Origin of the sequence: Mycolicibacterium setense (assembly GCF_000805385.1) — a bacterium.
Classification (GTDB): Bacteria; Actinomycetota; Actinomycetes; order Mycobacteriales; family Mycobacteriaceae; genus Mycobacterium; species Mycobacterium setense.
The window spans coordinates 68,804-82,087 of sequence record NZ_JTJW01000007.1 but is presented as its reverse complement, the minus strand read 5'-3'; the positions used below and the strand labels follow the sequence as shown (position 1 = coordinate 82,087).

Below are 13,284 nucleotides of genomic sequence, written 5' to 3'. Positions count from 1 at the left end.
GAGGGGCGCCGGGGGCGCGACGACTCAGCGCGCGGCCAACTCCCGCTGCGCCAGGGCGAGAACCTCGTCCGTGGTCGGCGGGCTGGGCGGGTGGTGTGACAGGCACCATGGCGTCTGGATCTTGTGGAAGGCGTCGCCTTCCAACGCCAGATAGAACTGGCCCGAGCGCAGCTTGCTGATGTCGGGCACGTGACCGCCCTTCACCCGGGCCATCTCGCGGGCCACCGCGATCTGGGCGGGGGAGTTGAGCAGGCCGTAGAACTGCGTCGTGGCGTTGCCCGGGATGTGGTTGTGAAGACCCCGCGGCGACTGCGTGGCGAACACCAGCCCCAGCCCGTACTTGCGGGCCTGCGACGACAGCGCCAAGGTGCTGTGCGTGCAGGCCGTGGTGTGACTGGACGGTGCGAAGTTCTGGGCCTCGTCCATCACGAGGAGCCCGCCCAGCGGCCGGTCCCCGGCGGGGTTGCGCTTGATCCAGGCGAACAGGGCCATCTGTAGCTGGTTGACGAAACCCTCGCGCTGCTGATCGCTGGTCAGACCGACCATGCTGATGACCGAAACGCGGGCCCGGTAGCCCGGCGACGGTGTCAACAGCATCCCGGGATCGGCGGCGGTACCGGTGCCGCCGAAGAGCGGGTCGTTGACGGTCGCGGCGCGCAGGTTCTGAGCAAGCTCGGCGGCCAGTTTCTGCGCACCGCCCAATGCGCTGACTTCGATGGGCAGATTGCCCAGCAGGTCGATGAAGCCCTCGAGGCTGGTCGATGCGCTCGCCCCGTAGAACCGCAGGGCCTCCCGCAGCACCGCGCGGGAGCGCTCGGCCTTGGCGGTGTTACCGGCGATCAGGGCGCGGGGTTCGAGTGCGGCGACGGCGGATTCGACGGCATCGGAGAACTCGTCGGCGTCGTCGATGACGCTGGCGAAGTCGGGCAGCGGCTGGAAGGACAGCGGGCGGCCGGTCGACCGGCGTGGCGTCCACACCACGACCTCGGTGTTGTCGAAGTAGGTCTCGGCGCGCTCGTCGTCGGCCGGGTGCCAGCCCGGGGGATGCTCGGTCCATGGTGCGCCCAGCCGGGAGAGATCGTTGTTGGGGTCGAGCACGATCGATGACACGCCCCGCAGCGCGCACTCCTCGACGAGGCGCCGGATCAGCACCGTCTTGCCCGACCCGGAACCGGCGAAGATCGCCGTGTGCTTCCGCAGCGCGGCCAGGTCGACCGACACCGGCCGGCCGCCGGTGCTGTCCAGGCCGAGGGTTATCGCGGTGGGCGAGTGCTCGATGACGGGCGCAGGCTGCTGGGTGCGTATCGGTCCGGTCGCGAGCTCTGCCTCCACGTCGATCTGGGCCGGTGGTGGCGGATCGCCTGCGATGTCTCCGAGCGCGGCACGCAGCCAGCCGATTCCGTGGGCAGGCCTGCGCCGGCGCAGCCAGTCGGGCAGGTCCGGGTGATTGTCGTCGATGAGATCGCGCAGCGCGGTCATCGTGCGCACGTCGTCCTCATTCATCGGCAGCACCCGGCCGCCGGCCGCCTCGAACTCGGCGATCATCACGGCGGTCTTCGCGCCCTTGGGCCACCCGGTGTTGCGCAGCAGGAACAGCTTGCGCCGGTCTGGGTTGAAACCGGTTGCCTCCCAGGCTTTTCGGACTCTGTTCTGCACGGCGACGGCGTTGCCGGACGAGATGGCGCGAAATGCCCAGTGCCGCTCGTCGTCGGTCGCGGCATCGAGGGTCTGGCGCAGCCGCCCGTGCAACACCACGCGCTGTCCCGGGAGCGGATCCGGGCGGAATGCCTGCCCGGCCTCGCCGAGTTCGGTGATCCACGCATCCAGCGCCGCCGACAGCAGGCCCGGCATGGTGGTGTCCTCGCCGTCGGGATCCAACGCGGCGACGGTCACGGCGCGGCTCCGGTACTCGGTGAAGCGGCGGTCCAGCTCGTCCGTGGCGCCCAGAGCTGTTGCCCCGCTGCCGGTGTGCTCGGGTGGCGGGGCCACCTCACCGGTGAGCTGAGTGAGTTCTTCGACCCTGTCCTGGTCCAGGCACCGGCGCACATGGGTGTCGGCCCGCTTGAGCAGCTGGCGCGGTGTGTACTGGGTGGCCTCGTCGAACGCCGAGGGCAGGATCGGCCAGCTCGGATACGGCGCGGTGAATCCGATGGCCGCGTAGCTGGACGTGAACCGGCGTTCCAGGATGGCGCGGCCGACCTCCGGCGTCGGCAGGCCCTGCAGCAGCGCAGTGGTGCGGAACCGGTCCTGCACGGTGGCGGTGGCCCGGTCCTGGATCGCCTCCCACGCCGCGGGCAGGCAGGCCACCACGCCCACCGTGCGGCGCATGGTTTGGCGGATCGACATGAGCCCGTGGGCGATGTGCTCCAGATCCCGGTTGCCCGCCATCTGGGCGGTTCGGCCCTCGTCGGCGGTGTCGGTGCGTTCGATGGACTGGGCCAGCAGCGTGTCGATCTGGTCGAGAGCCAGCACCGAAGGTCCGGCCAGCGCGATCAGCCGGGAGATGTCGCGCACCGACTCCTGGGGGGTGAGTACCGGCGCGGGCAGCCCCCAGGATTCCTTCTCACCGCTGCCGGTCAGGTATGCCTCGCCGATGTCCTGCAGCTCGAGGTCGCCCGCGCCGAGCAACACCAGGGCACGCAGTGTGTGGTGTGCCCGTTTGACGGTGTGGCGGTGAACCTTGTGCAGCGAGTTGACGAAGTCGGTGAGGATCTCGGGGGTCAGGTCGTCGTCGCCGATCACGGCCCGGCGATTGGCCCGGGAGATGTGGGCCACCGAGGACAGTTCCCACAGCAGGTCTTTGAGTTGGGTTTCGCGCTCGCTGCCCGGCCGGCCCAGGCTCTCCAGGATGCCGGCACGGGCGGACTGCCAGAAGCTCGCCGCATCGAGCAGTTCGACCAGGAAGAAGAAACCGCCGCCGGTCTGCACCTGCTCGCGCACCTGGCCGAGCAGGTGCGTCTTGCCGGATCCGGCCGGGCCACGGACCACCACGCCCAGTGGGCTGGAGTCGGTTTCCCGTTCGGCGTCGCCGAAGGCGGCCATCACGTCGGCCATCGGCCGGTCATGGAGGCCGCGCACATGCAGCGCGCCCTGTGAGTGCCACAGGTCGTCGGCGGTGGGCGCCCAGGTCAGGCGGAGCGCGCTGAGCGCTTCGCGGTGCGAGAGTTCCATCAGGACTCGATCGCGATCAGATGCTTGTTCTGGTTGCCTATCTCCACCGCGGCTTCGCGGTCGGCGGGGGTGAGCACCTTCTGGTTCTCCTCGGGGATCAGGCTGACGCCGGGTTGCTGGTAGAGGCTGATCAGAGCGGCGTCGACGGTTGGTCGGGTGAGCCCGGGCACGGCCTCACGCAGCCGCAGCAGACTGACCCAGCCGCCAGGACGGGCGGCCAGCCCGGAATAGGCCGTACGCAGCTGGATTTCGGGCGCGGCTTCAGGCGTGGGCGCGGCTGCCTGGGCGGGCTCCTCGGGCTCTTCTGGGGGCAGGAACACGTCGGCCGGAACGAGTTCGGCGTGTTCGAAATAGCGGTGCAACGCGTTCAGCAGGGTGTACATGGCCCTGCCCTGGCCGCTGGACCGGGGCGGAGGAGCGGCGGCGAACAGCGCCCGGCACAGGGCCCAGCCCGCGTCAGTCAGTTCGTGCACGAGGGGCCGGGTGCCGGTGGTCTCGATCAGGCCCAAGCGGTTGAGCCGGTCGCGCTGTGGTTTGTCGAGTTTGGGTCCGAGCCGTTCCAGCTCAGGGTTGGGCACCGGGCGGGACTCGGCCATCAGCACGAGCAGAACTGCCTGCTCGGTGCCGGTCAGCTCGTCGGGTGTGACGTTCACGGATGCTCACCTCCCTGCCATCGTGGGTTTGCACGCGGGCGGGGCGATACCGGCACGTGTCTCATGCACGTTAGCGTGTACCCCTGACCGCGCGAGAATGTTGTTGCGCCGCACGGTTTTCGCCCGCGTGGTGTGCTGGGGGCCTGCAGCTACCCGGCCGGCAGCGGCTGTGACGGGTCGGCGATCCGTTCCGGATCGACGGGGGTGGCCGACCGGATCAGCTCCTTGACGTCGTCAAGGACGTCCCACACGTTGACGTTCATGCCCGCCAGAACGCGGTTTCCGGCATCGATCCAGAACGCGACGAACTCCCGCCCAGCAACGTCGCCGCGGAAAACTACCCGCTGATATTCGGGTGCGTGGCCGACATACTCCATGCCGAGGTCGTACTGATCGGTGAAGAAATAGGGAAGCTCGGCATATTCGGCGCGGTGTCCCAGCATGCCTGCGACCGCCACGGCAGGCTGCTTGAGTGCGTTGGCCCAGTGCTCGGTGCGGATTCGAACGTCGAACAGTGGGTGCTGTGCGGCGGCGATGTCGCCGACGGCGTAGATGTCGGGGTCGCTGCTGCGCAGTGAGGCGTCGACGAGCACTCCACCGTCGGCGATCGCGAGCCCGGCCTGTTCGGCCAGTCCGATGTTCGGTGCCGCGCCGACGGCGACCAGTACCGCATCGGCGGTGACGGCGGAGCCGTCCCCGAGCCGCATTCCGGTTGCGGTGCCGTTGTCGGTGGTGATCTCCTGCACCGACTGGTCCAGTCGCAGATCGACGCCGTGCTCACGGTGCAGTTGTGCGAACACCTCACCCACCTCGGGACCAAGGGCGGCCAGCAGCGGCTGGTGTGCGGCCTCGACGACCGTGACGTCCACGCCGCGGCTGCGGGCTCCCGCGGCGACCTCCAATCCGATCCATCCGGCGCCGACGATGGCCAGCGTCGAACCCGGGGTCAGTGCCGCGCTCAGGGCCTCGGCGTCGTCGATCGTGCGCAGATAGTGCACCCCCGCCGCGTCGGATCCGGGGATCGGCGGTCGGCGCGGCGTGGATCCGGTGGCCAGCAGCAGCTTGTCGTAACCGACGGTGGAGCCGTCGGGCAGGGCGAGTGTGTGCTCGGCGGCGTCGACGGCGGCGACCTCGGTTCCGAGCCGCAGGTCGACGTTGTGGTCGCGGTACCACGCCGCCGGATCGACCGTGAAGTCCGGGAGGGACTTGTCACCGGCCAGGTAGTCCTTGGACAGTGGCGGACGTTCGTAGGGCAGATGGTCTTCGGCGGCGAAGAGCACGACATGACCGTCAAAGTCGTTGTCCCGCAGTGCTTCAGCAGCCTTGGCTCCTGCCAGGCCACCGCCGACGATCGCGAAGGTGGACGACGTTGTCATATCGATCCAGACTACTCGTCCGATAACAGTTGCTTCAGTTTTCGGGCGTTGCGTACCGCATGACCACCGAGATCGTTGTTGAAGTAGACGACGACGCGGTGGTCGTCATGGTCCCACTGGCGGATCTGCTCTGCCCACCGGCTGAGGTCGTCGTCGGAGTAGCTGCCGGCGTACATGCCGTGGCCGCCCGGGCCGTGCATGCGGACGTAGACCAGATCGGCGGTGGCCACTGTGCGGCAGGTCAATCCAGGTCCGCTCATCACGACATACGCGGCCCCGTACTGCTCCAGCAGCGCGAAGACCGCAGGGTCATGCCAGGAGGGGTGGCGCAGTTCCATCGCCACCCGGATCTTGCCGGGCAGTTGTGACAGGAATCCGGTGAGCAGCCCGTCATCCCGCTCGAGGGCCGGGTGGAGTTGCACCAGCAGTGCCTCGTTGTGCGAGTCGAGCAGTTGCCAGTACTGCTCGAACCGCGGCGTCCAGCTCTCCGGTGACCGAAGTCGCCGGTAATGGGTCAATCCGCGGTGTGCCTTGACCGACATGGTGAAGCCGTCGGACATCTGTTCGCGCCACCCGGTGAATGTGGTCTCAGCGGGCCATCGGTAGAAGCTGCCGTTGAGTTCCACGGTGTCGAACTCGTCGACGTAGTGGGCCAGCCTTGATTTCGCCGGTGTGCCTTTCGGATACAGCACACCGGTCCAGTGGTCGTACGACCAGCCCGAGGTGCCGATCCTGATCATGTGCCATCGCTAGGGGACGTCTGTGTAGTTGAGGGTGTAGCCCTCTGCCGAGAAGGTGAAACCTCGGCCCGTCAGCTCCCGTACGCAGGACACCCCGGACTGCTCCTGGACGTTGCACCGGAATCCGGCCACTGCCAGCACCTTCCCGAACGGCAGCACGGCCGCGGCGGATTGCGCGAATTCGGGCTGTGCCAAGTTGGCGAAGTGCGCGTCGGTATCCCGGTCGAGCACAAGGGCATTCGGTGCGGCGGTCCCGCCCGCCGCATCGGGCACCTCGGTCGGGGCGCCGGTCACCGACATCGCCGACGCGCCGCCGGCGGGTTGGCAGCCGGCGCGCTCGCGGGGCAGGATCGCGCACTGCCACCGCCCGCTCGGGGTGCTGAAGTAGTAGGCCTTACGGCCGTCCACCTCAAGCATGTAGTCGGCCGCATTGACCAGGTGCGCGGTGCCGAACGTCGGCGGTGCCGAGGTGGTGCTCGCCGGCGGCGGCGGTACTGCGTCGTCGGTGTTGACGACGGTTCCCGACGCGCATCCGGAAAGCGCGGAGACGGCGGCTCCACAGATTGCACCGACGACGAGGCAAGCCTTCACGACGCAAAACCCTAGCCAATCGTCGGCAACTCGCGGGCATCAGCGTCGAGTTTCGCCAGACCCGTCGGCCGATCCCGGGGCATCACATCGTGACGCACACGTCGGCCCCCATCAGCAGCACCGGCCACAGCAGCGCCACCTGACCGAAGGCCACCAGATTGGCGCCGGCGGGGAATTTGGTCAGCAGGCTCGTCTCGATGACCTGCACCTGCTCGGGGTGGAAAAAGGTCCACACCAGGCCGATCAGAAGGTACGGCAGGGACAGCCACATGAGTGTCTCGATCAGTTGCTCGACACTGAGCTTGTAGCTCAGGGCGCGGCGGATCCTGTCCATCAGATCAGCGCCTTGCCCGCCGCCACGCGTCGGCGGACATCGGCCAGCAGCAAGTAGCTGCCACCCTGGCGGAGGAAGACCGGCAGGAACCGGTTGCCGAATGCCACGGCCAGGAACAGCCACTCGAACAGCCGCTGCCGGCCGCGGCCCCAGCCGAAGCCGACGGCGTCGCGGAACACCGGGGCGAGGAAACCCGCCGTCAAGAATTTCAGCAGCGGCCGAAACGGTATGCGCAGCAGCGGGTTGATCATCCGTAGGTCCACCAGGTCGTGCAGGTACCGCCTGACGACGTCATCCATCTGCACCTGCTTGCAGGCGCTGTCCCAGTAGGTGTCGAAATCGGTCCGCGTCGCCGGCCACTGCTCCGGGCTGACCTGCAGTGTGGTGCCCAGTGTCGCGGCGGATTGATAGAACTGCTCGGCCTGTGCGCCGGTCATCTCACCGCGCAGCAGTTGGTACACATCTTCCAGCCCGACGAACAGGCAGGCCGCCACCCACAGCTGCAGGTCGCGGTCGAAGGCGTTGTACTGCACGGGGCTTGACGGCCCGGACCGGACCTGCCGATGGGCGGTGTCGACGGCGTCCCGGAAGGCGACCCGGTCCTCGGGGGTTCCCAGGATGGCCACCGCCAGATAGCTCAGTGTGGTGCGGGCCCGTTTCCACGGGTGTTTGAGCAGATTGCCCGAATCCACCTTGCTCTCCACGACTCCGTAGCCGACGCCCGGCACGGACAGCTGCATGATCACGTTGGCCGCGCCGGCGGCGAAGCCCCACAGGTCCATCGCGTCGGCGATGGTGACGTCTCCGTCGGACCAGCGTGCGGTGCGTCGGCTGATCGAGATGCGGTTGGCTGGGGTGTTGTCGCCCAAAGACATTCGCCGGCCCTCAGCTCATGCAGACGTTGGTGAACAGCAGGACGGGCCAGGAGACGATGGACCCCAGAAAGGACACCGTGGCGTCGGTACCGGCCATCCCCGCCAAGTGGCTGGTGTGGGTCAGCGACCAGACCAGACCGATGAGCAGATAGGGGGCAGCCAGGATGACGGCGGTGCCGATCCACTCGGCGATGGTCATCTGGAAGCCGAGAATCTTGCGTACTGCGGTCAACATGTGAGTGCGCCCCCGTCGTTGTCAGACGGGCTCTATGTTAACGGTGATTCTGGCTCGTCGTCCCGGAATTCATTTGGGCGGCAGCTGCTTGGCATATGCGATGCCGCGGTCGACCCACGACTTGAGTTGCCGTTTGGACGTTATGCCGGGGCCGTCGATCCGCAGCCAGCCCCGCATCTGCCGGCCGCCCATCACCATCGGCTCGACATGGTCGCGCCGCAGCAGTTTCTCGCTGTCGTCGGGGGCGACGCGCACCATCAGGCCACCGTCCCGGGACGCTGCGACGGCCATGTGGCCGTTGATCAGGAACGCCAGCCCACCGAACATGCGCTTCTCGTCGAGACCGCTTTCGATCGCCGTCAGTTCACGGATGCGGTCCGCGAGGTCCGGATCGAAAGCCATGTCGCTCTGGACCGTCAGTCGGAGTCTGTCGTTTTGAGTTCGGCGCGGAATGCCGCTTCCCGGGCCAGATGTCCGGGGCGACGCCGCAGCACCAGCCAGGCGATACCCAGTACCAGGAACCACACCGGGGTCACCAGCTCGGCCTGCAGGGTGTCCTCCTTCTGGGTGAATGCCCACAGCAGGAAGGCGAAGAAGGCCAGGACGACGTAGCACATGACAATGCCGCCGGGCATCTTGAACTTCGACGCCTCGTGCAGTTCCGGCCGGCGCCTGCGGTACACGAGGTAGCTGATCAGGATGATCGTCCAGACGAAGATGAAGCACAGCGACGAGATCGTGGTGACCAGGGTGAAGGCCGCGACGATCGAGTCGCCTGCGGCCACCATCACCACACCCGACAGCAGGAACACCCCGGACAGGAACAACGCGTTGGCGGGTACGCGGCGTGAGGTGAGCCGGCCGAACAGGCTCGGCGCATCGCCTTCGGCGGCCAGGCCGTAGACCATCCGGGAGGTCGAATAGATGCCGGAGTTGGCTGACGACGTCGCCGAGGTCAGCACCACGAAGTTGACCACCGAGGCGGCGATTCCCAGGCCCGCGAGACTGAACATGGCCACGAACGGGCTGAGTTCGGGATCGATCTCGCGCCACGGCGTGACCGCGATGATGATGGTCAGGGCGGCGACGTAGAAGAGCATGACGCGCACAGGGATCGAGTTGATGGCCCTGGGCAGGTTGCGCTCGGGGTCCTTGGCCTCGGCCGCAGTGGTGCCGACCAGTTCGATGCCGACGAATGCGAAGGTCGCGATCTGGAATCCGGCCACGAATCCCATTGGGCCGGTGGGGAAGAACCCGCCGTCGTTCCACAGGTTGGCGAAGGAGGCCTGGGCGCCGCCGGGGGCTTCGAAACTGGTGAGGATCATCACGAGGCCGATGACGATCAACGTCACGATCGCGATGATCTTGATCAGGGCGAACCAGAACTCGGTCTCACCGAAGGCGCGCACGGTCGGCAGGTTCAGTGCGATGAGCACCACGACCGTGGCCAGCGCCGGGATCCACAGGGGCAGGTCCGGCCACCAGAACGCCACATACCCCGCGATCACCACCACGTCGGCGACACCGGTGACGATCCAGCAGAACCAGTATGTCCAGCCGGTGAAGAACCCCGCCCACGGGCCGAGCAGGTCCGCGGCGAAATCGGCGAACGACTTGTAGTGCAGGTTGGACAGCAGCAGCTCGCCCATCGCCCGCATGACGAAGAAGAGCATGAAGCCGATGATCATGTAGACGAACAGCACCGACGGGCCGGCCAGAGAGATGGTCTTGCCGGAGCCCATGAACAGGCCCGTTCCGATCGCACCGCCGATCGCGATCAGCTGGATGTGCCGATTGGACAGCTGGCGGGAGAGATGGCGTTCGCCTTCGGCGGCCTCAATGGTGTCAGACATCACCCGACAGGATCGCAGGCGAGGAGATGAGGGCTGCAGCCAGCCCGGCATTTTCGACGGCCGCTATCCCAATATCGGGAACCGGCGCTGGGCGGCGAGGCGGTCCAGAGCCGTCTGCATGACATCGCGGATGTGCGCATCGACATCGCCGACATCGGGGTCGGGGCCGAACCGTGCGGTGATGTCGACCGGAGGCAGGACTTCGGTGACGATCTTGGTCGGCAGCGGCAGGTTGGGCGGCACGATGACGCTGAGGCCGAACGGAACCCCGAAGCTCACCGGCAGGATGTCCAGGCGGAAGCGGGGGAGACCGAGCCGTTTGGCCAGCCAGTTGCCGCGGGTGAGGAACAGCTGGCTTTCCTGGGCGCCGATCGAGACGGTCGGCACGATCGGGACACCGGCGGCGAGCGCGGTGCGCACGTATCCGGTTCGCCCGTTGAAATCGATGGTGTTCGCCCCGGCGGTGGGGCGGTAGGCGTCGTAATCCCCGCCGGGAAACACCAGCACGACCGCACCGGACTGCAGGGCCGCAGCAGCGTTCTCCCGGCTGGCGTGGATCACCCCGAGTCGCCGGAAGAAATCCCCTGTCGGACCGAGCAACACCCCGTAATGGGCCAGGGTGTACAGCGGACGGCGGTATCCGAAGTGGCGGTAGAACTCTGGTGCGAAGACCAGGACGTCGGGTGTCAGCATGCCGCCGGAGTGATTCGCGACCACCAGAGCACCGCCGTCGCCCGGGATGTTCTCCAGGCCGCGCACCTCGGAGCGAAACCACCACCTCGCTATCGGGCCGGCCAACGACTCCATCTGCCGCGTGACGACCGGATCCCATTGGTCGAGTTCGGTTTCGTCCATCGTCGCTCCCGCTCTGCCCGACAAGGTTCGTTCGCCATGCTGCTCGTGATGGACCCCGCTGACGCCGCTATTGAGCAGATTGCCTCCGAACAGCCCACCAAAAAGGCGTCCGCCGTGTGACCTTGAGGTCACCCGGCGCACGCCTGTTCTGGCGGCGAGCGCCTCGGTTATGCGGCGATCGAAGCGGCCTCGTGGGCCGGTTCCAGCGCCTCGGCGATGATGTCGGCGACATCGGTCATCGGTTTGACCTCCAATGCCTCCAGGACCTCGGCCGGCACCTCGTCGAGATCGGGCTCGTTGCGCTGCGGGATGAACACCGTCTTCAGACCGGCGCGCTGTGCGGCGAGCAGCTTCTGCTTGACGCCGCCGATCGGCAGCACCCGGCCGTTCAGCGTCACCTCGCCGGTCATCCCGACATCGCCGCGCACCTGCCGCCCGGTGGCCATCGAGACCAGTGCGGTCACCATCGTGACGCCGGCCGAAGGACCGTCCTTGGGCACCGCGCCTGCGGGCACGTGCACGTGAATCTGCCGATCCAGCGCCGTGGGATCCACACCCAACTGCTCGGCGTGCGCGCGGACGTAGGACAGCGCGATCTGCGCCGACTCCTTCATCACGTCACCCAGCTGACCGGTCAGCTTCAGCCCCGGCTCACCGTCGTTCGAGTTCGCCTCGATGTAGAGCACGTCGCCGCCCAGGCCGGTGACGGCCAGGCCGGTTGCCACACCCGGCACCGCGGTGCGCTCGGTGGATTCCGGGGTGAATCGCGGACGGCCAAGATACTCAACCAGATTCGGCTCATCAACGATGACGTTCACGATTCCGCCGTCGTCGAGTTTCGTGGTGACCTTGCGCAACGCCTTGGCCAGCAACCGCTCGAACTGCCGCACGCCCGGTTCGCGGGTGTAATCCGCGGCGATCTTGCGCAGCGCCGCGTCGGTCACCGTCACCTCGGAATCGGTCAGGGCCGCACGTTCGGCCTGCCTGGGCAGCAGGTAGTCCCGGGCGATGGCGACCTTGTCGTCCTCGGTGTACCCGTCGAGCTGGATCAGTTCCATCCGGTCCAGCAGAGCCGAGGGGATGTTCTCGATGACGTTGGCCGTCGCCAGGAACACGACGTCGGACAGGTCCAGATCCAGCTCCAGGTAGTGATCGCGGAACGTGTGGTTCTGCGCCGGATCCAGCACCTCCAGCAGCGCCGCCGACGGGTCGCCCCGATAGTCCGAGCCGACCTTGTCGATCTCGTCCAGCAGCACAACGGGATTCATCGAACCCGCCTCGCCGATGGCCCGCACGACCCGGCCCGGCAGCGCGCCGACGTAGGTACGCCGGTGGCCGCGGATCTCGGCCTCGTCGCGCACACCGCCCAGGGCGACACGCACGAACTTGCGGCCCAGAGCCCGGGCGACGGACTCACCCAGCGAGGTCTTGCCGACTCCGGGAGGGCCGGCCAGCACCATCACCGCACCCGACCCGCGGCCGCCGACGACGGCCATGCCGCGCTGGGCGCGACGCGCCCGCACTGCCAGGTATTCGACGATGCGGTCCTTGACGTCGTCCAGCCCGTGGTGGTCGGCGTCCAGGATTTCGCGAGCACCCTTGAGGTCGGTCGAGTCTTCGGTCCGCACGTTCCACGGCAGATCCAGGACGGTGTCCAGCCAGGTGCGGATCCAGCCACCCTCGGGGCTCTGGTCGCTTGAGCGTTCCAGCTTGCCGACCTCGCGCAGCGCAGCCTCGCGCACCTTCTCGGGCAACTCGGCGGCCTCGACGCGGGCCCGATAGTCAGCTTCTTCTCCCTGACCATCGGGTCCCAATTCGCCCAGTTCCTTGCGGATGGCGGCCAGCTGCTGGCGCAGCAGGAATTCCTTCTGCTGCTTGTCCATGCCGGCCCGGACGTCCTCGGCGATCTTGTCGGTGACCTCGACCTCGGCCAGATGCTCGCCGGTCCACTCGATGAGCCGGCTGAGGCGGCGACCCACCTCCTCGGTCTCCAGGAGTTCGCGCTTCTGCACGTCGGTCAGATATGAGGCGTACCCGGCGGTGTCGGCCAGGGCCGACGGATCGGTGATCTTGTTGACCACGTCGATGATCTGCCAGGCCTCGCGGCGCTGCAGCATGGCCAGCAGCAGCTTCTTGTACTCGGCAGCCAACGACTTGATCTCGTCGGACGTGGTTCCGGCCTCCCGCGCTTCCTGCACCTCGACCCACAGGGCGGCGCCCGGGCCGGTGGTTCCCGACCCGATGTGGGCCCGGCGCTCACCGCGCACGACGGCGGCTTCGGCGCCGCCGGGCATGCGCCCGACCTGCACGATCGACGCGATCACACCGTGGGTGGGGTAGCGGTCGTCCAGGCGCGGCGCGATCAGCAGCTTGCCGGATTCGCTTGCCTGGGCCGCGGCGACCGCCACGCGGGCGGCATCGTCGAGTTCGACGGGCACCACCATTCCGGGCAGGACGACCGGCTCGCTGGCGAACAGGATGGGCAGTGCGTTTGATTCAGACATCAAACCTCCAAAGTTCAGTCTGATGCGCTCAACCTTGGCCGGCCTGGGTTTGTTCCCGGCATTCAGCGATACGGGTTCGCCTTGGGCGAACTCGGGC

12 protein-coding genes are annotated in these 13,284 nt (G+C 67.6%); all 12 read right to left on the bottom strand.

Translation table 11 applies throughout. The annotated features are described in order from the left end of the window. Positions 1-24: 24 nt before the first annotated feature. Complete coding sequence (locus tag QQ25_RS17755) at positions 25-3,171, bottom strand: helicase HerA domain-containing protein (protein WP_039380196.1); 3,147 nt, start codon at positions 3,169-3,171, stop codon at positions 25-27. Further along, positions 3,171-3,824 carry a hypothetical protein gene (locus QQ25_RS17750; protein ID WP_039380194.1) on the bottom strand — a complete coding sequence of 218 codons (654 nt, stop codon included), beginning with the start codon at positions 3,822-3,824 and terminating at the stop codon, positions 3,171-3,173. Before QQ25_RS17750 ends, QQ25_RS17755 begins: the two co-directional genes overlap by 1 nt. A 149-nt stretch (positions 3,825-3,973) precedes the next feature. Continuing rightward, positions 3,974-5,200, bottom strand: a complete 1,227-nt coding sequence (locus tag QQ25_RS17745) for an NAD(P)/FAD-dependent oxidoreductase (RefSeq protein ID WP_039320881.1) — start codon at positions 5,198-5,200, stop codon at positions 3,974-3,976. A gap of 11 nt (positions 5,201-5,211) precedes the next feature. Further along, complete coding sequence (locus QQ25_RS17740) at positions 5,212-5,940, bottom strand: DUF72 domain-containing protein (RefSeq protein ID WP_039380193.1); 729 nt, start codon at positions 5,938-5,940, stop codon at positions 5,212-5,214. 9 nt (positions 5,941-5,949) lie between these two features. Beyond that, the gene (locus QQ25_RS17735) at positions 5,950-6,531 is read right to left on the bottom strand and encodes a hypothetical protein (RefSeq protein WP_039380191.1); all 582 of its coding nucleotides are present in this window, start codon (positions 6,529-6,531) and stop codon (positions 5,950-5,952) included. 82 nt (positions 6,532-6,613) lie between these two features. Further along, positions 6,614-6,865, bottom strand: a complete 252-nt coding sequence (locus QQ25_RS17730; RefSeq protein ID WP_039380190.1) for a hypothetical protein — start codon at positions 6,863-6,865, stop codon at positions 6,614-6,616. Next, the gene (locus QQ25_RS17725) at positions 6,865-7,740 is read right to left on the bottom strand and encodes an oxygenase MpaB family protein (protein ID WP_039380188.1); all 876 of its coding nucleotides are present in this window, start codon (positions 7,738-7,740) and stop codon (positions 6,865-6,867) included. Before QQ25_RS17725 ends, QQ25_RS17730 begins: the two co-directional genes overlap by 1 nt. A gap of 10 nt (positions 7,741-7,750) precedes the next feature. Further along, positions 7,751-7,975 carry a hypothetical protein gene (locus tag QQ25_RS17720; protein WP_039320872.1) on the bottom strand — a complete coding sequence of 75 codons (225 nt, stop codon included), beginning with the start codon at positions 7,973-7,975 and terminating at the stop codon, positions 7,751-7,753. 69 nt (positions 7,976-8,044) lie between these two features. Then, entirely contained in the window at positions 8,045-8,377 is a 333-nt protein-coding gene (locus QQ25_RS17715) for a TfoX/Sxy family protein (protein ID WP_039320870.1), read from the bottom strand. Between the two features lie 14 nt (positions 8,378-8,391). Next, the gene (gene cycA / locus QQ25_RS17710; RefSeq protein ID WP_039320868.1) at positions 8,392-9,828 is read right to left on the bottom strand and encodes a D-serine/D-alanine/glycine transporter; all 1,437 of its coding nucleotides are present in this window, start codon (positions 9,826-9,828) and stop codon (positions 8,392-8,394) included. Between the two features lie 63 nt (positions 9,829-9,891). Continuing rightward, complete coding sequence (locus QQ25_RS17705; protein ID WP_052235897.1) at positions 9,892-10,683, bottom strand: lysophospholipid acyltransferase family protein; 792 nt, start codon at positions 10,681-10,683, stop codon at positions 9,892-9,894. 167 nt (positions 10,684-10,850) lie between these two features. After that, a complete protein-coding gene (lon, locus tag QQ25_RS17700) occupies positions 10,851-13,187 on the bottom strand; it encodes an endopeptidase La (RefSeq protein WP_039380185.1) in 2,337 nt (778 codons plus the stop codon). Positions 13,188-13,284: the final 97 nt, after the last annotated feature.

Bases quoted from the DNA above. Each gene is read 5' to 3' on its own strand.
- QQ25_RS17755 (WP_039380196.1), bottom strand. From the start codon at position 3,171: ATGGAACTCTCGCACCGCGAAGCGCTCAGCGCGCTCCGCCTGACCTGG.
- QQ25_RS17745 (WP_039320881.1), bottom strand. From the start codon at position 5,200: ATGACAACGTCGTCCACCTTCGCGATCGTCGGCGGTGGCCTGGCAGGA.
- QQ25_RS17740 (WP_039380193.1), bottom strand. From the start codon at position 5,940: ATGATCAGGATCGGCACCTCGGGCTGGTCGTACGACCACTGGACCGGT.
- QQ25_RS17730 (WP_039380190.1), bottom strand. From the start codon at position 6,865: ATGGACAGGATCCGCCGCGCCCTGAGCTACAAGCTCAGTGTCGAGCAA.
- QQ25_RS17725 (WP_039380188.1), bottom strand. From the start codon at position 7,740: ATGTCTTTGGGCGACAACACCCCAGCCAACCGCATCTCGATCAGCCGA.
- QQ25_RS17720 (WP_039320872.1), bottom strand. From the start codon at position 7,975: ATGTTGACCGCAGTACGCAAGATTCTCGGCTTCCAGATGACCATCGCC.
- QQ25_RS17715 (WP_039320870.1), bottom strand. From the start codon at position 8,377: ATGGCTTTCGATCCGGACCTCGCGGACCGCATCCGTGAACTGACGGCG.
- cycA (WP_039320868.1), bottom strand. From the start codon at position 9,828: ATGTCTGACACCATTGAGGCCGCCGAAGGCGAACGCCATCTCTCCCGC.
- QQ25_RS17705 (WP_052235897.1), bottom strand. From the start codon at position 10,683: ATGGACGAAACCGAACTCGACCAATGGGATCCGGTCGTCACGCGGCAG.
- lon (WP_039380185.1), bottom strand. From the start codon at position 13,187: ATGTCTGAATCAAACGCACTGCCCATCCTGTTCGCCAGCGAGCCGGTC.